Source organism: Aeromonas sp. CA23, assembly GCF_002587065.1.
Classification (GTDB): domain Bacteria; phylum Pseudomonadota; class Gammaproteobacteria; order Enterobacterales; family Aeromonadaceae; genus Aeromonas; species Aeromonas bestiarum.
Map to the genome: position 1 here is coordinate 4,380,000 of NZ_CP023818.1, position 24,497 is coordinate 4,404,496.

A 24,497-nucleotide genomic window follows, 5' to 3' on the forward strand; every position below is an offset into this window, starting at 1 on the left:
CCATTCAGGGCCAATTCTGTCTCGTCAGGCGACGGATTCCCGTCTGACCAGCTCGGCTTCGAACTTGAGCGCCAACCCGTCGACCGGCTTGTGATCCAGCAGGCGCAGGGCCAGCTCGGCCGCCCGCCCCCCCATCTCCTCGATGGGATAGCGCACCGTGGTGAGCTTGGGATAGATGTAGCGGGCATAGGGTATGTCATCGAAACCCACCACAGAGATCTGCTGCGGTATCTTGTAGCCGCGCTCCAGCAGGCAGGAGATGGCCCCCGCCACCATGGCATCGTTGAAACCGAGCACGGCGGTAAATTCGACGCCCCGCTCCAGCAGCTCACCCATGGCCACATAACCGCCATTCTCATCGGCGAAGGCACGACCAATCAAGGCGGGATCCAGCTCGATGCCCGCCCGTTGCAAGGCGTGACGGTAACCCGCCATCCGCTGCTGACCATCGACGAACTCTTCATCATCAGAGGTCACGAAGGCGATCTTGCGGTGACCCGCATCCAGCAGATGCTGGCAGGCGGTGGTGATGCCGGCCTGGTTGTCCAGCCAGACACAACGATCCTCGGCGCCCGGCACCTGGCGGTTGATGAAGACGATGGGGGTATTGCCGGCCACCAGCTCGCTCAACTCCTCGTCGGGCAGCGCCTTGCTGTGCAGGATCAGCGCATCGCACTGACGCTGCAGCAGCGCCTGGATGGCGTGACGCTCGCGCACCGCATCGTGGTTGCCGGACATGACGATGGTGAACTTGTCCGCCTTGTCGACCATGGTCTCGATGCCGCGCATCATCTGGGCGAAGAAGGGGCCACCACACAGGTCCCCCACCAGCACGCCGATGCAGTTGGAGCGCTTGCTGACCAGTGCCTGGGCAAAACTGTTGGGACGAAAATTCAGTTCCTTCATGGCCGCCAATACGGCCTCACGCTTTTCTGGTGCCACCTGCGCCGTGTTGTTGATCACCCGCGACACAGTTGAAATGGACACATTAGCCAACCGAGAAACGTCTTTAATCGTTGCCACTATCAATTCCTTTGTTGGGGAAGCCTGTCTGTGTTGATCGAGCGATTATATCGAACCTGTCAGACCAAGACGTGGCGCCCGATCACCTGACAGGTTTCCTTTTGTAACAAAACCTTATGGGATAATAACCATTTTGGGGAAGGAAAGGGAATCTGGCAGCCGCCGGGGCGGCTGCCGTCTCAATAAGCGTGACTCAGCTCGCGATCGGACATGAAACGCAGCGGCTGCTGCAGCTTGTGCTGATAGATGAGATCGAACGACAACACGTTCTGCACATAGTTGCGCGTCTCCTTGTAGGGGATGCTCTCGACCCAGACATCCATCGGCTTGTCCGCACTCTGGTCGCGCCAGCGTTTGACCCGGCCAGGCCCGGCGTTGTAGGCCGCCGCAGCCAGGATGCGGTTGCCGTCATACACATCCAGCAGCCGCTTGAGATAGGCGCTGCCGAGGCGGATGTTCATGGCGGGATCGAACAACTGCTCCTCGTTGCGATAGGGCACCCCCAGCTTGCTGGCGGTCTCCCTGGCGGTGGCCGGCATCAGTTGCATCAGACCGCGCGCCCCGACCGGCGATTGCGCCAGCGGATAGAGGGCGCTCTCCTGGCGGGAGATGGCGTAGAGCAGGCTGGTATTCATGGTCCGCTCCTGCGCCATCTGGGAGAAGGTGCGCTTGAGCGGCAACGGGAAGCGCAGGTCGAGCGCATCCCAGGCCTCGGCCCGGATGCTGGCCAGGATCGCCAGCTCATGCCAGCCCTGATTGAGGGCGATGTGGCCAAACTCGATGCGCTGGGCCACGGGGTTGCGATCCATGTTGTGGATCCACTCAGAACGCGCCGCCGTGATCTCGTTCATGTCGAGCAGTTCACGCACCCGCAGCAGGAAGGGCCAACGGGCGCTGGCGGTACGCCAGTCCGGCACCCGCTTCACCGCACTCTGGTTCTTCATCCGATAAGGCACGCCGCTGCGCTGCGCCGCCATGAAGCCGTAGAAGCCGCGCAAGTTGGCGGTCTCCAGATAGAGATCCCGCGCCGGTTTTTTCTGACCCTGCACCTCCAGCGAGCGGGCCAGCCAGTAACGCCAGCGATCCTCCTTCTGCAGGGCGATGGGCATGCGCTTGACCCAACCGGAGAGCCCGCGCCAGTCCTGCTCCCAGATGGCGAGCCGGGCCCGCAGCTCCAGCAGATCCGGATCGACCAGCCGCACCACTGTGGCATCCACCCAGCCGCGCTGGGCAGTGGCACGATCCAGCAGCAGACGGCGCGCCACGGCTCGCTCCACCGGTTTGAGCTCTGTGGGGGTCAGCCCGAAGCGCGTGCGCATCGCGGGCAATTGGCCCAGCACGGATTCGGGTTGCTGATTGGCATAACGGGCCAGGCCCAGCAGCAGCAGTCGCTTTGAGGGGGCCGTGGTGGAAAAATAGGCCGGGTTCATCGCCTTGGCGGGCTGCTCGAACAGGGCGACCATCTGATCGCCATAAGGCTGCATGCCGCTGCCAAGCTGGGCGCCGAGGTGGCGGATCAGATTCGGGTTCTCCGCTTCAAACGCCAAGGTCATGCGGGTCCAGATCTTCTCCTGGGTGCGCAAACCGGCCTGCTGCCAAAGCTGGAACAAGGGGGTGCAGGCATCGGGACGAGACTGGCCGCTGAGCCAGAGCTTGCCCGCCTCCTGCAAGGCCTGCATCTGCTGCCCCGTGTAGTAGCGCGCCTGATAGTGCATGCAGAGCAGATCGGTGGAACTCGGCTTGGCCGGGTAGAAGCGCAGGAACTGGGACCACTGCTGGCTCTGGGCCAGATAGGTGAGGTAGCTGCGCTCCAGCCGGTTGGATTGCGGCGTGTCGCCGTGCTGTCGGATGAACCGGGTCACGTCGTCATACTCTGCCGCCCCGGGCCGGAAGGCCAGCTGGTAGTAATCCAGATAGGGCAGCAGCGGATAATGGGTCAAACGGGCACGAATTTGCTGGAAACGGGCCTGATCGTCGGCACGAACCGCATCATAGGCCTGTCGATAGAGAGACTGCTCCGTGGTTTGCGCCGCGACTTGCGCCAGCAGCCCTGGCACGCACAGCGCCGATAAAATGATTCCCTGCACGGCTTTCACGAAAGACTTCTCCCTTGAGAGGCAATGCCACCGCCCGCTGGCGGTGGTCTTGTATCCCCTCATTCTACCCGTTAACGCCCAGGGCTACAGCTCGCTCACCACACTATTTTTCGCGCCTGAAACGGCGCCATCAGGGCGGGCAAGACGTTTGACATAACGCTCCAGATAGGGGACGGGCAGCGGCTTGGAGGCCAGGTAGCCCTGATAGAAATGGCAGCCCTGTGCCTGCAGAAACTCCAGCTGCTGGCGTGACTCCACCCCCTCCGCCGTCACGTTGAATCCCATGTGACGCGCCATGGCGATGACGGCCTCGACGATGGCCATGTTGTCGCCATCCTTGGGAATGTCCTGGATGAAGGAGCGATCTATCTTGAGCTCATCGGCCGGCAGCCGCTTGAGGTAGCTCAGGGAGGAGTAACCGGCGCCGAAATCATCGATGGCGAAACTGATGCCGAGCACCTTGAGCTCGCTCATCTTGCTGATGGTGTCTTCCGCATGGCCGAGCACCACGGACTCGGTGATCTCCAGATTCAGGCAGGCGGGATCCATGCCGGTGGCTGCCAGCACGTCGTGAATGCGCTCGACAAAATCGGTGGCATGGAACTGCTTGGCACTGACATTGACCGACAGCTGGGGGATGTGAATGCCGTTCTCTTCCCACAGCACATATTGGGCGCACGCCTCGTGCAGCACCCAGTTGCCGATGTCGACGATGAGATCCGTCTCCTCGGCGATGGGAATGAACTCGGCGGGCGAGACCAGAGCCCGCCCCGGCGGTTGCCAGCGGATCAGCGCCTCGACTCCTATAATGTCCCCCCCTTCCACCATGTGCTGCGGCTGGTAGTAGAGGGTCAGCTCCTGCTGGCTCAAGGCATTGCGCAGCTCGTTGTGAATGAGCAACCGACGATCCGCCTGCTGCTGCATGGAGGCATCGAAGAAGCGCCGGGTCTTGCGACCCGCCGATTTGGCCTGATACATGGCGGTATCCGCCTGCTTGAGCAGATCGTCCACCCCCTGCTCACGGCCGGGGAAGAGGGTAATGCCGACGCTGGCGCCTATGTGCAGCACCTGCCCGCCATGGGTGTAGGGGGCGGCGATCTCGCTGATGAGCCGCTCGGCGATGAGGTCGGCCTGCATCTCCGCCTGGGGCGGGCTGGCCGACAGGGAAGGCAGCAGCAGCACGAATTCGTCGCCACCCAGCCTCGCCAGGCAATCCCCCTGGCGCACCAGCCGTTTGAGACGCGTGGCCACCTCCTTGAGCAGCCAGTCGCCGGTGGCGTGACCCAGGGAGTCGTTGATGGTCTTGAAGTGATCCAGATCGATGAACAGCAGAGCCCCGATCAGGTTGTCGCGGCTCGCCTCGCTGAACGCCTGCGCCAGGGTCTCGTGCAGCTGGCGGCGATTGGGCAGGCCGGTCAGCTCGTCGTAGTAGGCGAGATCCTGGATACGGCGCTCGGCCTCCTTGCGCTCGGAAATGTCTTCGAAACAGATGACGAAGTGGCTGATCACCCCCTTGTCATCCTGCACGGGCGTGACGATTTCCCACTGGGGATAGATGTGACCATCGACGTGCAGGCGCAGGGTCTCTCCCTGCCAGCGGCTCAGGGTATTGAGCTCATAGCCCAGCCCCCCCAGCCCTGACCAGAGATCATTGCCAAGATGCAGGCCTATCACCCGCTGGCTGTCAAAGCCGGTGATCTGGCTGAAGGCATGGTTGACCCGCAATATCTTGAAGTCGGGATCCGTGATGATGATGCCTTCATGGGTTTCGAAGGCCACCGCTGAGAGCCGCAGCTGGGCATCGCTCTGCAACCGCTCCAGCTCGGCCACCATGCGCACGGAGAAAATGGTCAGCACTGAGCCCAGGTTGGGGATCTCTATCTCGCTGGAGAAGAGCAGCGCCAGATGACCCAGGATCTGGCCGTGCCGGTCGAACAGCGGCTGGGCGTAATAACGCTGCCCCGCTTTCAACTGCGGATTGAGCTGGCAATCGGCCTCGATGGTGACCACGCAGGCCTCACCACGCCGATAGACCTGCTGGCAGGGCATGCCGGCGAGTTCGTACTCCTTGAGGTCGATCCCGTGACAGGCCAATACCTTGAGACGATCGCTGCTGGTGCGCTCCGCCAGCCAGACCGCATCCGCGACCAGAATATGGGCGAGCTGGTTGATCAGGGTATCGAAAAAGTCGAGCCCGGTTCTGGCGGAGAGCGCCTGGGCCAGCTGGGCCAGCAGGGGATCTTGCAACAGGGGCAGTTGCTGGGACAGCTCGGCGGGCAGCGGCGTGCTGCGGGTGGTATCCAGCGGGGCCAGCCAGCCACAGCATACCTGCTGGGCAGAGACGTACTGGCCGCTCCAGAGCACATGGCGCACCTCGCCATTCTCGTCCATCAGGTGCCCGATGAACTGGGCGGGCTGGCGTGAGTGGTAGAGTCTGGAGAGAAAATCAGAGAAGCCGGGTTCATCGTCCACGGCCAGCTGACCGGCCCAGGGGTGTGGCCCCTCCCCTTGCCATAGCTGGTAAGAGGCATGATCGGACAGGCTCCACTGCTCATGTTGCCGATCATAAAACCACATCATCTGAGTGGCCTGCTGTTTCATCTACTACTCCAACACCACGACAACCACGTTCACTACCCTGACAACTTGATAGAGCCCACAACCCCCTCTCGCACTAAGGGCATAGGGCGATACGTGAGGAGTGCGAAAGAAGCGAGACTATGCGGTGAAAACCGGACATGAGGTCGACATGCGGCGCTGCCAAGAGGGGACAGAAACGATCCAAGTTTCCCCATACTGCCTGCCAGTTTCATGGAGCTCAAGCGCTTTTTGGCGCAGAACGGGAAAAGATCACAATTTATAAGTCGCGTGATAGTAAAGGATTCATTTCGTGACTCAGATCACATTTCAATATTCCGCCATGAGTAATCTGAAGGTGAAGACACAAGCAAGACGACCCGAAGGGGGCCAATATGAAAATCGAAATTACCAGCAAAATCATCGACATCACCCCGGCTATCCGCGAGCGCATTGAATCCCGCTTTGAAAAGCTCGAACGTCTTCAGGTGCCTCTTATCACACCCCATGTGATTGTCTCCAAAGAGCGTCTGATGTTTATCGTTGAAGCCAGTGCTGGCATCCCCAACGGCAAACTGTTTGCCCAGGCAGAACACGAGGATATGTACGCCGCCATCACCGAACTGGGGCAAAAGCTGGAACGTCAGCTCAACCGCCATATCGAGAAGCCCATGGCCCGTCGTGCGGCCGCCAGTGCCAAGGACGTCGTACCCCAAGCGGATGAAGCCGACGCATAATCTGCCGCACATCACACGAATCAAATACCAAGGCGGGATCTTCCCGCCTTTTTGCATCCTGACGTTGCCGCGAGCCGCCCCGTCTCAGCTCAACCAGTGCAGGCGGGCATCCACACCCTGTTGCAGCGCATCCAGTATGGGCAGCATGAGCAGTGGATCGTCACGCCTCGGTTGATCCGCCAGCTTGCGTTGCCAGCGCTCGCGACCCAGGGGCGAGAGGTTGTCATACACGGCGGGCTCCAGCGCAGGCTGAGGGCCCAGCAAGGGCGGCGAGCGCAGCGCCAGCCAGAGCCTGACATCCACCATGGAGCCCCCCTGCTGCAGCCGCTCGTTGAGCCGCACGCCCTCCCCGTCGTCCTCACCCCCTTGCAGGGGGGCCACCGCCGGCAGCGCAAAGCGGCTGCGCCAATCCTGGGGATCCGGTCTGGACACGGCCGCCGGATCGAACCAGGGCTGCTCCTCCACAGCGTCGGTCAGCAGGGCCAGGTGCAGACGAAAGTCGGCCCTGTCGCCGTGCTGGAGATCCCGGTTGAGACGTTGCCCCAGTTGGGCCTCGTCAACCAACAGCTGATCACGTATCGCGCTGGGTAGCATGAGATAACTCTTGGAAATGGTGGTTTCATCGCTTATCGGCCGCAAATCGGATCCTGTGAGCAGGAAAAATCCCGCCAAGGGGTTCACAACAGCGGAAGATCTGTTAGTATGCGCCTCGCACTTGTGGAGGGGTTCCCGAGCGGCCAAAGGGATCAGACTGTAAATCTGACGGCTCTGCCTTCGAAGGTTCGAATCCTTCTCCCTCCACCATTTCAAGTGCAATCACGGCGCGAGTCGTGGATAAAAATTGGTAATACCCCGTGGAGGGGTTCCCGAGCGGCCAAAGGGATCAGACTGTAAATCTGACGGCTCTGCCTTCGAAGGTTCGAATCCTTCTCCCTCCACCACCCTTCAGAAAACCCGGCCTGCGCCGGGTTTTCGCATTTCTGGCCAGGCGCGACCGGCCCGAGCCGCATTCAACAGCTCACATAAAAAAACGGGAGGCCTGGGCCTCCCGTTTTGCATCAACCTGCCCTACAGGGTGAAGCGATAGAAGATGTCCACCGCCTGGGCCACCCCGCTCATGGCCTGCAGGTAGAGTCTGGGCATCAGCTCGTAGCGCAGCTTGAACTCGGCGATGGGGCTGAACACCCCGACCCCGTACTGGAACTGCAAGCCGGGCAGCAGATAGGCCGACAGGGTCACCTGGGTGTTGTCACCGCTGCCGGCGGTATCGAGCGCCACATCGCTCATGCCGAGAGATTCCCCCAGGCTGGAAACCACGCCGTTGGCCTGGCTGACGGCACCGGCCACCAGCAGACCGTTGAAACCGCCATCCTCGCCACTGGTCTGCAGCCCCTTGCCGCGCAGCAGATAGGAGAGCTGCTCTGACTGGGCCATCTGCGGCTCCGAGTAGACGGTGATCTTGGGCTTGCTCGCCGGCCCCGTCACCCGCACCCCGACCGTCACCTTGTCCTCTATGGTATCGGGATCCCGATACGCCTCTATGTTGAGGAAGGGCTGATCGAGGGGGCCGGAGAAGAGGATGCGGCCATCCTTGATGATGAGGTTCTGGCCATAGGCCTTGAAGCGGCCATCGTTGAGCACCAGCTGGCCGTTGCCCGCCAGCGGCCGGGACGGCTCCTGGCGGATGTTGATGCCCCCCCCCACCTTGGTCTTGAGGCCCATGGCCTCCAGCCGCACGTCGTCGCCGAGCCGGATCGCCAGCTTGATCGCCATCGGCAACGGCGCCGTCTTCGGCAGCGGCGGCAGATCGTCATAGACCACGGTCACGTCATCGGAGACGGCCACCGCACTCTCGGGCAGGCTCTTGACCAGGATCCGCGCCCAGGGAATGTCGACCTGACCCGTGATCTGGGTCTCCTCTCCCAGCGAGATGGCGATATCGGGGGAGACCCGCACCCGTCCCATGCCAGGATACTGGGCTTCCAGCTCCTTGCCCTGAATGGTGAGGCTGCCGCTGACCGGCATCCTGGCCCAGCTCAGCCAGCCACCCAGCGCCAGCGGACCCTTGCCCACCAGCATGGTGCCGTCGAGCTCGGCCCGGTTGCCCTCGATCTTGAGGCGGGTCACCAGCTTGGAGAGGGTCACCATGTCGGAATGGGTCTGCACCTCCCCATCCAGCAGGTTGAGCTGACCAAACAGCAGGGGGGCGGCCAGGGTGCCATCGAAGCGGGCATCGGCGGAGATGATCCCCTGCAGGGAGCGCACCTCGGGGATGAGCGGGGCGAAGGTGGTCAGCTTGAGGTCATCAAACTTGAGCTGACCCGACAGCTGGCCACGGCCGGACGGATCCTTGATCAGCAGATCGGTATCGATAGTGCCTATCTGTTTGGAGACGAAGTCGAGCCGGATCGCCGCCTGCTGACGCTCGAAATCGACCCCGAGCTCGAGGCGCTGGTAGTTGGTCTTGAGCTCATCGGCGACCAGGGTGCCCGGCGTAGTACGCACTGTGGCGTGCAGGGTCGGCTGGTTGCCTCGCCAGCTGGCCCGGCCATCGGCGGAAAGCACCGCCAGCCAGCGGAAGTTGTCCGGCAGCCAGGGGCGCAGGCGCTTGAGATCGAAGCCGCTCAGGGCAAATTCGAGGCTGCCCTGCTGGGCCGACACCTGGCTGCCCTTGACGCAGAGGCTGGCCCCCTGGGATCCCAGGCAGAGATCCCCCATGGTCAGCCGCTGGCGCGGCAGATCGAGGTCGAGCGCCCAGGGGGCGGTCAGCTCCCAACGGCGCAGCGGCGTCTTCAACTTGAGTTCCCCGAGGGCGCCGCGCCAGCGATCCCCGCGCAGGCCACCGCTCAGCTTGAGGTTGGCGGCCACGGGATCGCCCTTCATGGTCAGCGACAAGACATGCTGATTGAGGTCACCGCTCAGGTTCAGGGCCAGCTGGCTGAGCGCGTTGGCCCCCTGTGCCAGGCTCGCCACCGTCAGCGCCAGCTCGCCAGCCGGTTTGTCGCCGACCAGGGCATTGCCCTTGATGGCAATCCCTTTCAGATCCGTGCCCGCATAGTAGAGCCGGCTGGCGGCCAGATCTGTGGTGACCCTGGGCGCCTGCTGATTGCCGGTGAGGCGCACCTGTCCCTTGATGTCCCCCTTCAGGCCGGGGTAGAGCCCGGCCAGGTTGGGGGCATCGATATCCGCGTCCAGCTTCCACACCTGCTGGCTCAGGCTACCCTTGGCCTGCAGCTGGTTGGGGCCGCTTTGCAGCGCCAGCGCGGGGATGGTCCACTCCATCTTGTAGTTGCCGCTCGCACTGCCCTTGATGGCCAGCGGATACTGGTTGAGCTTGCCGTCCACCTTCAGCTCGGGCAGTTGCAGCTGCCAATGGCCCGCCTCATCGAGCTCGAAACGACTGGCAATCTTGCCCGCCAGGGACCCCTTGAGCTCGGGCACCAGCTCGGCCGGGTTGATCCCCTTGAATTCCGTGGTGCCCTGCCAGCGTACCCCCTGGTTCCAGGCCAGCTTGCCGTCAAGCTTGAGCTCCCCTTTCAGGGCGTTGAGCAGCAGGTTGATCTGGTTCAGCTGCGCCAGATCCCCCTTGCCCGTCAGCGCCAGCTTGAAGGGGGGCACGTCCGTGCCCTTGCCGGCGGTATTCAAGGCAAACTGATAGCCGGAGAGCTTGCCCTTGGCGGTCAGGCTGCCCTTGTCCAGCTGATAGCTGGGCTCATCTTGAGTCGGCTTGTGCAGCGGCCAGCCGAGGCGCTTCCACTCCAGCCCCAGGTCAAACGGCAAGTCAGGATTGAGGGCGGCCAATGACCCCTTGAGGTTGGCAGCCACAGGCCCCTTGGCTTGCAACGCCAGCGCCAGCTTGCCTACCGAGCCACCCAGGGTCAGGGTCGCCTGCTGCCCTTTGAGTTCGCCATCGAGCAGCCCCTTGCGGGCCTTGGCATCCAGAGTCAACTCGAGCGGATAATCCTCGATCAGCCGGACATGGCCCTTGAGCGCCAGATCCGCCATGGCATGGCGCAGGGAGAGCTCGCGCACCTCGATGCGCTCCTCTTTGGCACTGGCCGACAGCCGCAGGGTGTCGAGCCCTTCGATCAGCTCCCCTTGTTGATAGCGAAACGCCGTGGCCTGCAATCCTTCCAGCTGGATGGGGAAAGGCAGCCGGATGGCGGGCAGCTCTATGGGCGCCGCCTTGGTTGCCTTCTGCGCCTTGCTCTCATCCGCCGGCTTCGCCTTGGCGGTGACAGGCGACTTGGCCGCAGCCTTGTCTTTGGAGGTTGCCTTGCCGGAAGCCGGTTTGGCGGCATCGGCAGCCGGCGTCTCGGCCAGAGTGACGTTCAGACCGTCCAGCACGGGCCCGCGTACTATGAGCCCCTTGCGACTGAGGGTGGCGCCTATGTCGAGGGACTTGAAGGTCACATCCACGCCGGGCACCGCCAGATCCAGATCCGCCACCTTGAGGCTGTCGACCTGGATCCTGAGGGGCAGCGGATGCCAGACGAAGGGCTCCGACGGCTCTTCCGGCACAGGCTCGGACTCGGCGACCTTGACCACGGGGTGGGTGACCGTCAGGGATTTGATCCAGAGCTTGCCCTGCAACAACTTGCCCAGATCCCAGTCCAGCACGGCGCGATCGACAGTGACATCCACCAGCTCGTCCTGCCAGCCGACCCCTTCCAGGGTCCAGCCATAACCGAGTTGGCCCGCCACCAGCTCCCCCTTGAGGGAGGGCAGCGCCGCCCTGGCCTGCAGCCACAGCCACTTGTTGCCCTGATGGGTGAAACCCAGCAGGCTGACACCGATGAGCAACAGGAAGACGAGCCCCATCAGCCAGAGAAAAATGCGTTTTACCCAGATCACAGCGCAGACCCCCGCGAAACATGCAGCCGCAGCGGCCAGGAAAGAGAACAGAGAGAATGAGTGCGTTCAAGCCGGATCATAATTCAGGCCCCAGCGCGAAATGGAGCCGCAGCGGCTTGTCTTCCTCGGAAATGCCCACCGCCAGATCGAGCCTGACCTGACCTATGGGGGTAACCCAGCGCACGCCGACACCCGTGCCTATCTTCCAGGCCTCGCTGTAGTCGACCGTGGCCGTCCCGCCATCCACGAACAGGGCGCCTAGCCACTTGTCGCTGAAGCGGTAGTTGTATTCGGCACTGGCAACGCTCACGTAACGGCCCCCCAGCAGCTTGCCGTCGCTGCCGCGCGGCGATATGGTCTCGTAGCCATAGCCACGCACCGTCTGGTCACCACCGGTGAAGAAGCGCAGGGAAGGCGGCACCAGCGAGAAGCTGTCCCCTATGATGGCGCCCTGTTCGGCCCGCAGCAGGAAGCGGTGATCCTCCCCCAGGGTGCGCAGCCACTTGCTGCGCCCCCACACCCGCACGAAGCTGATGTCGGAGCCCCAGTAAGGGTCGGAAAACTCCAGGGTCAGCTGCTGGCGATCGCCCCAGTCGGGCACCAGACCGCCGCGCACCCGCAGCCGCGACCAGGAGACACCGGGGATCAGCAGCAAGCTGTTCCCCTCGTCGGCACCCTGGGTATAGATCTCGTTCTCTAGCCGGATGAAGACGTCTCTGTCCCAGCTCTCCGGCCGCCGCTTCCAGCGGTGCACGCTGACGGTAGTCAGGTCGGAGCGGGTATCGTTGCTGTCCTTGTATTGATAACCCGCCTGCAGCGAGTAGTAATCCCGCAGCGGGTTGCCCACCGGGATCTGGTAGTCAAAGCTCAGCTCGGCCTCGGGTTGCGAGACCTTGGCGGTGGCGTTGAGGCGATGGCCGTAACGGTTGACCCAGGGCTTCTCCCAGGTAGCGCTCATGCGCGGGCCCACGTCGGTGGCAAAGCCGATACCCGTCTCGATCTCGTGGTCGACCCGGTTGGAGAGGGTCACCTGCACCGGCACCCGGTTGCCCTCGGCCTGGCTGATCATGGGCTTGATATCCACCTGCTTGAACAGCTTGGTGGAGGAGACATCCTGCGACATCTCGGCCAGCCGGATCGCCAGATAGGGGTCGCCGCTCTTGATGTTGATGAGCGGCCGAATGAGGCGCAGCGCCTCCGGCGTGGCGTCGTAGTGGATCTCGCCGAAGTGATAGCGGGGGCCGGAGCGAAACAGTATGTAGATCTCGGCCGTGCCCTGATCCGGGAACACCTTGACCTGACTCTTGCTGATCTTGGCGTCGAAATAGCCGCGGGCCAGCCCCAGGCTGCCGAGATCCGCCTTGATGGATTCGTATTTGCCGTGGTTGAGGGGATCCCCCTCCTTCAGGGGCAGCTTGTCCAGCAGCTCGCTATAGATCTCGTCGCTGCCCGCGTCCCCTTCCAGCAGTATGTCGAGGCGGGAGATGATGACGGGCTTGCCCGCGTCCACCTCGACCACCACCCTGGCGGGGGCTTTTTTGTCGCGGCTCAGGGTGATCTTGGGCTGGTAGTAGCCATAGACCTGCAGGGCTTTTTGCACGCTCTCGGTGATCTTGGCGCGGGCCGGCCGGTATTGGCGCTCCTGATAGACAGGCAGCGCATTGAGATAGGCTTCGACGTTATCCTTGGTCTCCCCTCTCAGACCCTTGATCTGATAGGTGAGTTTGGCCGCCATGGCCGGCGTGACGAACAGCAGCAGACAGAGGCTCAGGCCCAGCGCGCGGAGCCCACGACGGAAAACCCGTCCGGGCGATGAGATCCCTGCAGGCAGGGGCGGATTGCATCCTGTCAAACGTCAATTTCCCCGAAGAACATGATTAAAATAATGCAATATTTAGAATGAATATGAGGCTCACTCGATGGCAAGCGCGCCTCATCCTAGCATATCCCCGGCGCAACATCAGAGCGGAGCGGCATCGAAATTCACCCTATTATTGAAGCCTTTGCCACTCGGCTTGCTCACTTTTCTCCCGCCTGCCCCACAGACTTATGCCATTGTGGGTAAAAAAGGGCCATTCCTCAGCCATCAGGCCATGACAGGCATCACAAACGGCGGTTCGTCTCGCCTCCCCCTTGCGCCAACGCCCCCTCGCCGACGCGACATCACCTGTCGGCAACTGGTCAAGATGACGACGGGCAGCCCGCTACCTGCCCCCTGAGCCCCTGCCTTCCTCTTCGATCAAAAGCTTATTTAGATGATAAAAATCAACTGGTTGAATCTGAATAATCAAAGCCTCGTTCGCCTCAATCGATTTATCCCGCTGCCCCCCGCCGCTCGTCTCGCCCACACTGGGTTCATCTACCAAAGAAAACGCATCGCCCGCACCGGCGTCATGAGTCCAGGGGCCCGTCGCCCCCGACGCTCTCAACCGAAGGAGACACATCATGCATGCACGCAGCGAACAGATGGCTGACTACATTGCCGACCGACTCGAGTTCATCACCTTTCTCGCCTGTTGCAGCGCCCTGCTTGCCCTGCTGACCGGCATGAACGGCCAGCAGGCGCTGGCCTTTACCGCCCTCAATCTGCCGTTCGGGCTCGCCATACTGCTGGGCATGGCCATGCTGGCGCCTCTGCCGGCGCACTGGCGTCTGCCGGGCATCACCCTCTTGCTGGCGGGCTGCGCCCTGGCCACCCTGCAACTGGGGGGCGACTGGCTCAACCCCTTGGCCATCTGGAGCCTGCATGCCCTGCTGGGGCTGGAGATCCTGTGGCAATCGCGTCCAAGGGTCCGCCTCGGCGCCCGTGCCCGCAGTTAATCCCTGCATGACGGCTGACGCGCGGCGGGAATTGGAGTAATCTTGCGCCCCGATTTGCCCGCCGCCGAGGAGCGCCAACATCATGAAGAAAGCCTGTGCCCAGCACATCCTGGTCAAGACAGAGAAGCAGTGTCTGGAGATCAAGGAGAAACTTGCCAAGGGGGCCGACTTTGGTCAGATGGCCAAGCGTTTTTCCACCTGTGCCTCGTCCAAACGTTCGGGGGATCTGGGGGAGTTTTCGAAGGGCGACATGGTCAAGCCGTTTGACGATGCCGTGTTCAAGGGCGAACTGCTGACAGTGCTCGGCCCGATACGCACCAAGTTCGGCTTTCACCTCATCAAGGTGCTCTACCGCAACTGATGGCTCAGGGCTCGGGTGTCAATGTCACCGGCCAGCCGCCGCAACGGCGGGCATAGAAGCCGAAGCGCCAGGGATGGCGCGCCGCCCAGTCCTCCATCTCGGGTGCCGGCGTGAAGCGGCTATCCGGCCAGAGCGATACCCGGCTCGCGCGGCCATGCAGCGCCTGCCAGCGCGTCAGGCTCACCTGGGCCAGACGCCACTGATAGTCATCCCTGGGCAGCAGGGCCGGGACAAATTCCTGACCGCGATTGCAATATTGCCCGCCACCATCGTGCCCATCCACCAGCTGCCAGAAGACATTGAGCAGATCCCCATAACCCACCAGGGCCGGATCGTAATCGATGCGCACCGCCTGGCGGCGCGCCGCCCCCTGTGCAGGCGCGGTCCCCTCGGGCAAGGGAATGACATAGCCGGGTTCGACCCGCGTCACCCCGGGTACGGCCTCATAGACGATCTCGGCGCGCCACATGTCCCCCGCCGCCAGCATTGCTGTATCTGCCCACAGCGAAGCGCTTGGGAAAAGCAGCAGGATTGAGATAAATTTACTAACGTTATCAGTCAATTAAGTTTATCCTTCTGGGCACTTGTCCATCATAACCAGTGGATCCCCGTTATGCCCAGTTATTTGTGGTGGCCCCTGCTGGCCTGGTTGCTGCCCCTCGCTGGCGCCCTCGGCAGCCGCCTTCACCTCTGGCCCTGGTGGCTGGGGTTCGCCATCTGTCTGCTCGGTGCGCTGATATCGCTCCTGTTGCTGGTCCGCCTGCCCTGGAGCCGGCGCAAGGTCCCGAGCCTGTGGGGGATAACCCCGCTGCTGCTGCCCCTGCTGTTTCTGGTGCAGGCACTGCGCATGCCGCCGCTCAACGACATCAGCACGGATCCCTATAACCCGCCGCCCCTGCGCTGGGCCGCCGAGCTGAGAACGGCGCAGGATCTGCCCATCAATGCGGCCCCCTTGAAAGCATTCGAGAGCAAACCCGGTCCTCTCTATACCAGCGCCTCCCCGATCGAGGTGATCACCGAGGCGAACGAGCTGATGGAGGAGCTGGGCTGGCAGGTGCGACCGAGCCAGGATGGCCTGGATGCGGTGGCCACCACCGGCTGGTTCGGTTTTCAGGATGACGTGGCGCTGCGCGTCTTTGCCGGCCCGAAAGAGACCCGCATCGACATGCGATCGGCCTCCCGCCAGGGGCGCAGTGATCTGGGCACCAACCGGGCACGGATAGAGGAGTTTCTGACTCGCCTCAACGAGCGGCTCGGTCAGGCCTACAAACCCAATTTGAAGCAATAGAAGGTAATCAATGCGCGTCGAGGTCAAGCCAGATCGGGAATATGCCTGGTTCATCCGCCCCTTTTTCTGGCTGCAGAAACGCAACTACGGCCAGGTGCTGATCCCGGGCAAATGCTGGGGCCGCTCGCCACGGCTGTTTGCCGCCGTGGCCACTCTCTACGGCGTCATCAACCGCAAGCGCTCGCCCATCGATCCCGTGCTGCGCTCCCTGGTGACGGTGCGGGTCTCCCAGCTCAACTGGTGCCGCTTCTGCGTCGACATCAACGCCATGACCCTCATCAAGCGGGCCGGCTCCAGCGCCAAGGTGGAGGCGCTGGCACACTGGCGCGGCAGCCCCCTGTTCGATGAACGGGAAAAGGCGGTGCTCGACTACACAGAAGCCATGACAGGCCTGGATGGGGTGAGCGACGCGCAGGCTGCGCGCCTCAAGCCCTGGTTCGACGACGATGCCATGGTGGAGCTGACCGGCCTCATCGCCTTCCAGAACATGTCCGCCAAGTTCAATGCGGCCCTCGACATAGCCCCCCAGGGCTTCTGCCAGCTGCCGGTGCAACCCGAGCGCCCCGCCGCGGCCCCCGATCAGCAACCCGGCAAGGACGCCTGATGACACGGGCCCGCCTGCTGCTCCTGCTGGTGATGGGGTGCCTCATCGGCGCCTTCTTCGCATTCGATCTCGGCCGCTACCTGAACCTGGCCCAGTTGCAGGCCCGCCAGGCCGAGCTGGCCGCCCTGGTCGATAGCCATTTCGTCAGCGCCGCCCTGATGTTCGTGGTCCTCTATGTGCTGAGCACGGCCCTCTCCCTGCCCGGCGCCAGCCTGCTGACCCTGGGCGGCAGCGCAATATTCGGGATCGGCTGGGGGCTGCTGCTGGTCTCCTTTGCCAGCACCCTGGGCGCAACCCTGGCCTTTCTCAGCGCCCGCTTCCTGCTGCGCGACTGGGTCAGGGCCCGCTTTGGCGACAAGCTGGCCACCTTTCAGGCCGGGATGGAGAAGGACGGCACCTTCTACCTGCTGAGCCTTCGCCTCATCCCCCTCTTCCCCTTCTTTCTGGTCAACCTGCTGATGGGGCTCACCCCCATCAGAGTCAGTACCTACTACTGGGTGAGCCAGCTCGGCATGCTGCCCGGCACCTTCGTCTACGTGCTGGCGGGCAGCGAACTTGCGACCCTCACCAGCACGGGCAATATCCTCTCCCCCGGCCTGATGGTGGCGCTGACCCTGCTGGGGCTGATGCCCTTCTTGATCAGGCGCGCCATGCAACAGCTTGCCCTGCGCCGCCTCCATGCCCCTTATCGAAAACCCGCCAGTTATGACTACAACCTGCTGGTGATCGGGGCCGGCGCCGGCGGTCTGGTCACCAGCTATATCGCCGCGGCGGTGAAGGCCAAGGTGGCGCTGATCGAGAAACACAAGATGGGGGGCGATTGCCTCAACAGCGGCTGCGTCCCCTCCAAGGCGCTGATCCGAAGCAGCCGCTTTGCCGCCGAGCAGCGCAGGGCAAGCGAGCTGGGCTTCAGTCCGAGCCAGGCCCGCGCCGACTTTGCCGCCGTGATGGAACGGGTCGCCAGGGTGGTAAAGGAAGTCGAACCGCACGACTCGATGGAACGCTATCGGGCGCTGGGGGTGGAGTGCATCGCAGGGGAGGCAACACTTGTCTCCCCCTGGGAGCTGGAGGTGAACGGCCGGCGCCTTGCCAGCCGCCATATAGTGCTGGCCACCGGCGCCAGACCCTGGGTGCCGGATCTGCCAGGACTGGCCGACGTGCCTTATCTCACCTCGGACACCGTCTGGCAGCTGCGCACCCCGCCGCGCCAGCTGCTGGTGCTTGGCGGCGGCCCCATCGGCTGCGAGCTGGCCCAGAGCCTTGCCCTGCTCGGCGTGCCGGTCACGCTGGTGGAGCTGGCCGATCAGCTGCTGCCGCGCGAAGAGCGGGAGGTGGCTGATCTGCTGACGGATCAGCTGGCCCGCGACGGCGTGCGGGTGCTCACCGGCTGGCACGCCGAGCGGGTCGACTATCTGCCAGAGGGGGAGCAGACATCAGACCCGCAGCCGCAATCGGCGGAAGCGCAAAGCGCCTTGCCCATTCGGCTGCAACTGCGCCGGGGCGATGACGTGCGAGTGATTGAGGGGGATCAACTGCTGCTGGCGCTGGGCCGCGTCGCCAATGTGAGCGGCTTCGGGCTGGAGGCACTGGGGGTGGAACTGGCGCCGCGCGGCACTGTGGCCGTCGATGGTTTTCTGGCCACCAACTACCCCAGCATTTTGGCGGTGGGGGACGTGGCCGGCCCCTACCAGTTCACCCATGTTGCCGCCCATCAGGCCTGGTATGCCGCCGTCAATGCCCTGTTCGGCCAGTTCAAGCGGTTCAAGGCGGACTACAGGGTGATCCCGGCGGCCACCTACACCACGCCGGAAATCGCCCGGGTCGGCCTCAACCGCAAGGAGGCCGAAGCCGAGGGTATCCCCTTCGAGGCGACCCGCTTCGAACTGGCCGAGCTGGATCGCGCCATCGCCGACGGGGAGCGCCACGGATTTATCGAAGTGCTGACCGTGCCCGGCAAGGACCAGATCCTGGGTGCCACCATAGTGGGCACTCACGCCGGCGAGCGGATCGCCGAATTTGTGCTCGCCATGCGCCACCGGCTGGGGCTTGGCAAGATCCTCGCCACCATACACGCTTATCCCACCCTGATGGAGGGGAACAAGTACCTGGCCGGTGAGTGGAAGCGGGCCCACCAGCCCACCCGGGTGCTGGCCCTGCTGGCCCGTTATCATAGCTGGCGCCGCGGCGCCTGATCCTTTGCCCAAGGTAACTCACATGATCAAGACACTGCCCTTGCTCAAATCCCTGTTGTGCGCCCTGCCCCTGCTGGCAGGCGGCGCCCTCTTTGCCCATGCCAGTGCCAACGAGGCCAAGGATGCCCACTGGCAGCAAACCCTGGCCCAGGCGAAGGGGCAGACAGTCTACTTCAACGCCTGGGGCGGCAGCCCGGAGATCAACGCCTATCTGGTGTGGGCCGGCCAGGAGCTTGAGCGCCAGTATCAGGTCAAGCTGGTGCAGGTGAAGGTGGATGACATAGCCCAGAGCGTCAGCCAGCTGCTTGCCAACAAGCAGGCGGGCAAGGACACGGGCGGCCCCATCGATCTGCTCTGGGTCAACGGCGAGAACTTCAAGGCGCTCAAGGAGCAGGGGCTGCTGGGTGCCCCCTTTACCGGTGATCTGCCCAATATGGCGCAGGTAGACAAGACGCTGCCGGTGAGTGAGGACTTCACTGTGCCGGTCGAAGGACTGGAAGCCCCCTGGGGCATAGGCCAGCTCAACTTCATGGTCAATGGAGATCTGGTGGCCACCCCGCCCACCTCGGCGGCAACCCTGCTCACCTGGGTCAAGGAACATCCCGGTCGCTTCACCTATCCCAAGCCGCCCCAGTTTCATGGTTCCAGCTTCCTCAAGCAGATCCTGCTGGAGTTGACGGCCGATCCCGCCCCCCTCTATCGGGAGGCGACCGACGCCGACTTTGACCGGCTCACGGCGCCACTCTGGGCCTGGCTCGATGAGCTGCATCCGGCGCTCTGGCGCAAAGGCAAGCTGTTCCCCGCCAGCGCCGCCGAGACCCGCCAACTGCTCGATGATGGCGAGCTCGCCATGGCCATCAGCTTCAATCCCCAGGAAGCGCAGAGCGCGGTGCAAAACGGCACCCTGCCACCCAATGTGGTGGCGGTCGCCATGGAGAAGGGGGCGCTGACCAACAGCCACTTTCTCGCCATCCCCTTCAACGCCACGGCCCGGGCCGGCGCCAAGGTGGTGGCCAACTTCCTGCTGAGCCCGGTGGCCCAGGCCCGCAAGGCCGAGCCTGCCTTCTGGGGCGATCCCAGCGTGCTGCAAGCCAGCGCCCTGCCGATCTCGGCCAAACAGGCGCCTGCGCTGCGCTTCAAGGCTAAGCCTGAACCCCACCCCAGCTGGCAGCTCAGGCTCGAAGCGGCCTGGGCCGAGCGTTACGGTCACTGATGAGCCCGGTCGGTCACCTTGAGTCCCACTGGCGCCCCTTGTTTGGCGCCGGCTGCACCGCCCTGCTGGCCGCCCCCTTGCTGGCGGGGCTGGGGTTGTTGCTGGCCGAAGGGGTGGCCCCCCCGCACCTTCAACGGCTGCTGGCCCAGCCCGGGCTCTGGCACTCGGCGACCCTGAGCCTCTGGATTGGCGCCGCCTCGACCCTGGGCAGCCTGCTGCTGACCGCCCTGCTGCTGGCGCACAGCGGCACGCAGGGGGCAAAGAGCCGGGCCTTCTCGCTGCTGCAGCGCCTGCTCTCTCCCCTGCTGGCGCTGCCCCACGTCGCCTTCGCCATCGGTTTGGCCTTTCTGCTCGCCCCCTCCGGCTGGCTGCTGCGCCTCGTCTCGCCAGCGCTCACAGGTTTCGAGTTTCCCCCCGACTGGCAGACCATCAAGGATCCGCTGGGTCTTGGGCTGATCTTCGCCCTGATCCTCAAGGAAACCCCCTTTCTGCTGCTGATGGCGCTGGCCACACTGGAGCCCGCCAAGCTGGCGCGCCAGCAATGGCTGGGGGCGAGCCTTGGTTTCAGTGCGCCGCAGATCTGGTGGCGCCTGCTGCTGCCGGCGCTGTGGCCCGCCCTGCGCCTGCCCCTCTATGCGGTGGCCGCCTACGGAGTGGCCGTGGTGGATCTGGCCCAGCTGCTGGGGCCCGATGCCCCCGCCCCGCTGGCGGTCAGGTTGTGGCTCTGGTATCAGGATCCGGATCTCGTCTGGCGTGGCGCCACCGCCAGCGGGGCCCTCTTGCTGCTCGCCCTCAGCCTGCTGCTGCTCGCCGGTTTGCGGCTGCTGGAGTGGGGCCACACGAGCATCGGCAAGCACGCCTGGCTCGATGGCCGCCGGACCGAGCCTGGTCTGCTGGCCGCCGGCCTGGCCAGCGGCAGCGTATTTGTCCTGATCGCGGTCAATCTGGTGGTGCTGGGAGCCCTGCTGCTCTGGTCGCTGACCCGGCGCTGGTCCTTCCCCGACCTCTGGCCGAGCCAGTGGAGCGGCCAGCATTGGCAAGATCTGCTGCCGGGCCTGATGCCGCTGCTCACTGACAGCGCCCTGCTGGCGCTGGCAAGCGGGCTGCTGGCGCTGATCATGGTGGTGCTGAGCCTGGAGGCGCAGCAGGGACGCCGCCCCTGGCCGCTCTGGCTCATCTGTCTGCCGCTCTTGCTGCCCCAGGCCAGCCTGCTGTTTGGCGTCCGCCTCGGGCTCGACTGGCTAAGCCTTCGCTGGACAGGCAATGGCATCGGCTGGGGCTGGGTGCTCTGGAGCCAGCTGCTGTTTGTCTTCCCCTACGTTTATCTTTGCCTGCACGGCCCCTATCGCCAGTTCGACCCGCGCCTGGTGCAAGCCGCGCTGACACTGGGGGCCGGCCCCTGGCGCACCTGGTGGCGGGTGAAGGGACCTCTGCTGGCCCGTCCGCTGCTGTTCGCCTTCGCGGTGGGAGCGGCGGTGAGCCTGGCCCAATATCTGCCGACCCTGCTGTTTGGTGCAGGAAGAGTGGTCACCATCACCACAGAGGCGGTGGCCATCGGCAGCGGCCTCAACCGGCGGCTGGCGGGCCTCTACGGCCTGCTGCAACTGCTGCTGCCGCTCTTTATCTATCTGCTGGCGCTCTGGCTGCCGGCCAGGCTCAACCCGGCGCTCAAGGGCGCCCGCTGAACATGAGAACTTGCCGATGCTGAGCACCACGCCCCTTCGCCTCTACCTCGACGAAAACCTGCTGCTGTCGCTCCCCGCCCTGCAGGTGGCCCCCGGCGAGGTGCTGACCCTGATGGGGCCAAGCGGTTGCGGCAAGAGCTCGCTGCTGGCGGCGCTGGCAGGAGTCTTGCCCCCCAGGGGCCCCATCCGGCTGGAGGGGGAGATACGGCTCGACGAGCAGCTGCTCACCCCCCTGCCCCCCCAGGCGCGGCGCATCGGTATGCTGTTTCAGGATGATCTGCTGTTTGCCCACCTGACGGTGGCGGAGAACCTGATGTTCGGCATGCCCGCCACCCTCAAGGGATTGGCGGCCAGACGGGCAGCCGCGTTGGCCGCACTGGCGCAGGTGGCGCTGGCGGATCAGGCCGACAAGTTGCCGGGGGCGCTCTCCGGCGGCCAGAAGGCGCGAGTCAGCCTGCTGCGGGCCCTGCTGGCCGAGCCGCAAGCCCTGCTGCTGGACGAGCCCTTCTCGCGCCTCGACAAACCGCTGCGCGCCGCGTTCAGAACCCTGGTGTTCGAGCGGCTCAAGGCCAGAGGCATGCCTGCCATCCTGGTGACCCATGACGAGGAGGACGCCCCCGGCACCATACTCGATCTCACACCCTCTCTTTGTCTGCCAACCGAGGACCCCGACCTTGTTTGATCGCCACCTTATTCCCCTGATCCGCAGCCCCCTCACCCGGCTGGCCAGGCCCCTGTGCCGGGCCGGGATCAGCGCCAACCAGATAAGCCTCACCGGCTTTGCCATCGGCATGCTGGCGCTGCCGCTGCTGGCGTTCGGCCTCTATCCGCTGGCGCTGGTCGTCATACTGCTCAACCGCTTGCTGGACGGGCTGGACGGCGCCGTGGCGCGGGAAACCGGGATCACCGACTGCGGCGGCTTTCTCGACATCACGCTGGACTTTATTTTCTACGCCGCCGTGGTGCTGGGCTTTGCCCTCGCCGCCCCCGCCAATGCGCTGCCCGCCGCTACCCTGCTGTTCGCCTTCATGGGCACAGGCTCGAGCTTTCTGGCCTTCGCCATCATGGCGGGCAAGCGGGGGATCGAAAACCCCGTCTACCACCACAAGTCCCTCTACTATCTGGGCGGGCTCACCGAGGGGAGCGAGACCATAGCCCTGTTCGTGCTGATGTGCCTCTGGCCCGCGGCGTTTGCACCGCTCGCCTACGGCTTTGCCCTGCTCTGCCTTATCACCACCCTGACCCGGCTCTGGAGCGGTTATCACACCCTGCGGCAGCAAGGGCACAGGATGTGATGAACAGGCCCTGCGATGCACTGAGCACTTGCGCATGGATGACAATGTTTTACCATGGCGGCACTCTTTTTCAGGCTCATGAGAACCTTATGCGTCGCCTTGTCTCCGTGCTCACGCTTTCCCTGTTTCCCCTGCTCTACGGCTGCAGCAGCACGCCGGCTGCCAAACCCGTGGTCAAACACCAGCCCAACAGCGCCTTCATCAACCAGACGCCGCCTAGCCGCCCCGTCTACGGCCAGGGGGTCAGCAAGGGGGATTTTGCCAATCGCAGCAACGTGGATCAGTTCGTGCAACGCATGGTGCAAAAGCACGGGTTTGACGGCGCAGAGCTGCACGGTGTGCTGGCACAGGCACAGCGTTATGACTGGATCATCCGGCTGATGGATGCCCAGGCCCCCACGCCGAGCAAGCCCACGGGCCCGACCGGCGCCTGGAATCGCTACCGCGCCAAGTTCATCACCCCGGACAACGTGCAAAATGGCGTCAGCTTCTGGCGCGAATACGAGAGCGAGCTCAACCGCGCCCAGCAGGTATATGGGGTGCCGCCGGAGATCATAGTCGGCATCATAGGGGTGGAGACCCGCTGGGGTCGGGTGATGGGCAAGACCCGCATCCTGGATGCACTGGCGACCCTGGCGTTTGACTACCCGCGCCGGGCCGAGTTCTTCACCAGCGAGCTGGAATCCTTCCTGGTGATGACCCGGGACGAGGGGATGGATCCCACCGAACCCAAGGGCTCCTACGCCGGCGCCATGGGCTACGGCCAGTTCATGCCGTCCAGCTTCCAGCGCTACGCGGTGGACTTCAACGGCAACGGCCACACCAACCTGTGGGATCCTGTGGATGCCATCGGCAGCGTGGCCAACTACTTCAAGGCCCACGGCTGGGAGAAGGGCCAGCCGGTGGCGGTGCGTGGTCAGGGCCAGCTGCCCGGCTATGAGCACGGCTTCCAGACCCGCTACCCTGTCGCCTCCCTGCGCCGCGCCGGGCTGACCCCCACCAGCACCCTCGGCAACCACAACGAGTCGAGCCTGCTGCGCCTGGATGTCGGCACCGGTTACCAGTACTGGTACGGTCTGCCCAACTTCTACGCCATCACCCGCTACAACCACAGCACCCACTACGCCATGGCGGTGTGGCAGCTAGGGCTGGCGGTGAAGGATGCCAGAGGCGGTTACTGAACCGAGATCCGGCGACAACACAAACGGGCCCACGGGCCCGTTTTTTTATTCGTTTTCCAGCAGCCAGCGTTTGAGCAGGGCCGCCAGCTGGGCCTGCTCGGCCAGGGTCAGCGACGCCAGCAGACGCCGCTCGTTGGCCACGTGCAGCTCGACCGCCCGGTCGATCAAGGCCTTGCCCGACTCCGTCAGGCAGACCAGCAGGCTGCGTCTGTCACTTGGCGCCGCCTGTCGCTCTACCAGTCCCCGCTCAGCCAGCTTGTCGAGCCGGGCCGTCATGGCCCCCGAGCTCAGCATGGCGGATTGATAGAGCACGGTCGGCGTCAGCGGCTCGCCGGCCCGGCGCAGGGTCGCCAGAATGTCGAAGTCGCTGCCGAGCAGGCCGCACTCCTTGAGCTCGTCGCTCACCTCCCGTCCGGCGATCGCCGCCATCCGCGCCACCCGACCCAGCACCCCCATGGGTGAGCAGTCGAGATCCGGTCTCTGCCGGGCCCACTGGGCCAGCAGCAGGTCTACATGATCACTGTCCATCTCAGGTCACTTATCTTTTCATCGAGATACTTGATAGTAAACC

The 24,497-nt window shown here is 64.0% G+C and carries 19 protein-coding genes and 2 tRNA genes; 13 read left to right on the forward strand and 8 right to left on the reverse strand.

The annotated features are described in order from the left end of the window. Positions 1-24: 24 nt before the first annotated feature. The 3 genes from CK910_RS20170 to CK910_RS20180 form a co-directional block, all read right to left on the reverse strand. A complete protein-coding gene (locus tag CK910_RS20170; protein WP_043557209.1) occupies positions 25-1,023 on the reverse strand; it encodes a LacI family DNA-binding transcriptional regulator in 999 nt (332 codons plus the stop codon). A gap of 179 nt (positions 1,024-1,202) precedes the next feature. Next, entirely contained in the window at positions 1,203-3,119 is a 1,917-nt protein-coding gene (locus CK910_RS20175) for a transglycosylase SLT domain-containing protein (RefSeq protein ID WP_098984483.1), read from the reverse strand. 84 nt (positions 3,120-3,203) lie between these two features. After that, the gene (locus CK910_RS20180) at positions 3,204-5,720 is read right to left on the reverse strand and encodes a putative bifunctional diguanylate cyclase/phosphodiesterase (protein WP_043138511.1); all 2,517 of its coding nucleotides are present in this window, start codon (positions 5,718-5,720) and stop codon (positions 3,204-3,206) included. 371 nt (positions 5,721-6,091) lie between these two features. Between CK910_RS20180 and hpf the strand changes: the two genes are divergently transcribed. Further along, on the forward strand, positions 6,092-6,433 hold the full coding sequence (gene hpf / locus CK910_RS20185) for a ribosome hibernation-promoting factor, HPF/YfiA family (protein ID WP_043138515.1): 342 nt from the start codon (positions 6,092-6,094) through the stop codon (positions 6,431-6,433). Between the two features lie 84 nt (positions 6,434-6,517). Here hpf and CK910_RS20190 read toward each other — a convergent pair whose 3' ends face one another. After that, on the reverse strand, positions 6,518-7,027 hold the full coding sequence (locus CK910_RS20190; RefSeq protein WP_098985185.1) for a VC2046/SO_2500 family protein: 510 nt from the start codon (positions 7,025-7,027) through the stop codon (positions 6,518-6,520). Between the two features lie 125 nt (positions 7,028-7,152). On the opposite strand from CK910_RS20190, the gene CK910_RS20195 reads away from it, so the two are divergent. Continuing rightward, positions 7,153-7,237, forward strand: a tRNA-Tyr gene (locus CK910_RS20195). Between the two features lie 52 nt (positions 7,238-7,289). Beyond that, positions 7,290-7,374: transfer RNA gene (locus CK910_RS20200), tRNA-Tyr, on the forward strand. A gap of 127 nt (positions 7,375-7,501) precedes the next feature. On the opposite strand, the gene tamB is transcribed toward CK910_RS20200, so the two are convergent. Together tamB and tamA are read right to left on the reverse strand one after the other, a co-directional pair. After that, positions 7,502-11,287 (reverse strand): autotransporter assembly complex protein TamB, encoded by a 3,786-nt coding sequence (gene tamB / locus CK910_RS20205; RefSeq protein WP_098984484.1) that lies wholly within the window; start codon positions 11,285-11,287, stop codon positions 7,502-7,504. 76 nt (positions 11,288-11,363) lie between these two features. Further along, positions 11,364-13,139, reverse strand: a complete 1,776-nt coding sequence (gene tamA / locus CK910_RS20210; RefSeq protein WP_098984485.1) for an autotransporter assembly complex protein TamA — start codon at positions 13,137-13,139, stop codon at positions 11,364-11,366. Between the two features lie 593 nt (positions 13,140-13,732). Here tamA and CK910_RS20220 point away from each other — a divergent pair. Together CK910_RS20220 and CK910_RS20225 are read left to right on the forward strand one after the other, a co-directional pair. Then, on the forward strand, positions 13,733-14,107 hold the full coding sequence (locus CK910_RS20220) for a hypothetical protein (RefSeq protein ID WP_098984487.1): 375 nt from the start codon (positions 13,733-13,735) through the stop codon (positions 14,105-14,107). Positions 14,108-14,189: 82 nt separating this feature from the next. After that, complete coding sequence (locus tag CK910_RS20225) at positions 14,190-14,468, forward strand: peptidylprolyl isomerase (RefSeq protein ID WP_043138524.1); 279 nt, start codon at positions 14,190-14,192, stop codon at positions 14,466-14,468. Between the two features lie 4 nt (positions 14,469-14,472). On the opposite strand, the gene CK910_RS20230 is transcribed toward CK910_RS20225, so the two are convergent. Continuing rightward, positions 14,473-15,030 (reverse strand): peptide-methionine (S)-S-oxide reductase, encoded by a 558-nt coding sequence (locus CK910_RS20230; protein WP_098984488.1) that lies wholly within the window; start codon positions 15,028-15,030, stop codon positions 14,473-14,475. A 51-nt stretch (positions 15,031-15,081) separates the two neighbouring features. Between CK910_RS20230 and CK910_RS20235 the strand changes: the two genes are divergently transcribed. From CK910_RS20235 to mltB, 8 genes are all read left to right on the forward strand, one after another. Then, entirely contained in the window at positions 15,082-15,756 is a 675-nt protein-coding gene (locus CK910_RS20235) for a DUF1499 domain-containing protein (RefSeq protein WP_098984489.1), read from the forward strand. Between the two features lie 10 nt (positions 15,757-15,766). Then, the gene (locus CK910_RS20240) at positions 15,767-16,360 is read left to right on the forward strand and encodes a carboxymuconolactone decarboxylase family protein (RefSeq protein WP_098984490.1); all 594 of its coding nucleotides are present in this window, start codon (positions 15,767-15,769) and stop codon (positions 16,358-16,360) included. After that, positions 16,360-18,552 carry an FAD-dependent oxidoreductase gene (locus tag CK910_RS20245; protein WP_098984491.1) on the forward strand — a complete coding sequence of 731 codons (2,193 nt, stop codon included), beginning with the start codon at positions 16,360-16,362 and terminating at the stop codon, positions 18,550-18,552. Before CK910_RS20240 ends, CK910_RS20245 begins: the two co-directional genes overlap by 1 nt. 22 nt (positions 18,553-18,574) lie before the next feature. Then, entirely contained in the window at positions 18,575-19,765 is a 1,191-nt protein-coding gene (locus tag CK910_RS20250; protein ID WP_098984492.1) for an ABC transporter substrate-binding protein, read from the forward strand. Next, positions 19,765-21,450, forward strand: coding sequence for an ABC transporter permease (locus CK910_RS20255; RefSeq protein WP_098984493.1), 1,686 nt, complete (start codon positions 19,765-19,767; stop codon positions 21,448-21,450). The genes CK910_RS20250 and CK910_RS20255 overlap by 1 nt, the downstream gene beginning before the upstream one ends. Before the next feature lie 16 nt (positions 21,451-21,466). Further along, on the forward strand, positions 21,467-22,132 hold the full coding sequence (locus tag CK910_RS20260; protein ID WP_098984494.1) for an ATP-binding cassette domain-containing protein: 666 nt from the start codon (positions 21,467-21,469) through the stop codon (positions 22,130-22,132). Then, the gene (locus tag CK910_RS20265; RefSeq protein WP_098984495.1) at positions 22,125-22,745 is read left to right on the forward strand and encodes a CDP-alcohol phosphatidyltransferase family protein; all 621 of its coding nucleotides are present in this window, start codon (positions 22,125-22,127) and stop codon (positions 22,743-22,745) included. The genes CK910_RS20260 and CK910_RS20265 overlap by 8 nt, the downstream gene beginning before the upstream one ends. An 89-nt stretch (positions 22,746-22,834) precedes the next feature. Further along, entirely contained in the window at positions 22,835-23,926 is a 1,092-nt protein-coding gene (gene mltB / locus CK910_RS20270) for a lytic murein transglycosylase B (RefSeq protein WP_098984496.1), read from the forward strand. Positions 23,927-23,971: 45 nt separating this feature from the next. Here mltB and CK910_RS20275 read toward each other — a convergent pair whose 3' ends face one another. Then, a complete protein-coding gene (locus tag CK910_RS20275) occupies positions 23,972-24,454 on the reverse strand; it encodes a MarR family winged helix-turn-helix transcriptional regulator (protein ID WP_098984497.1) in 483 nt (160 codons plus the stop codon). Positions 24,455-24,497 lie beyond the last annotated feature (43 nt).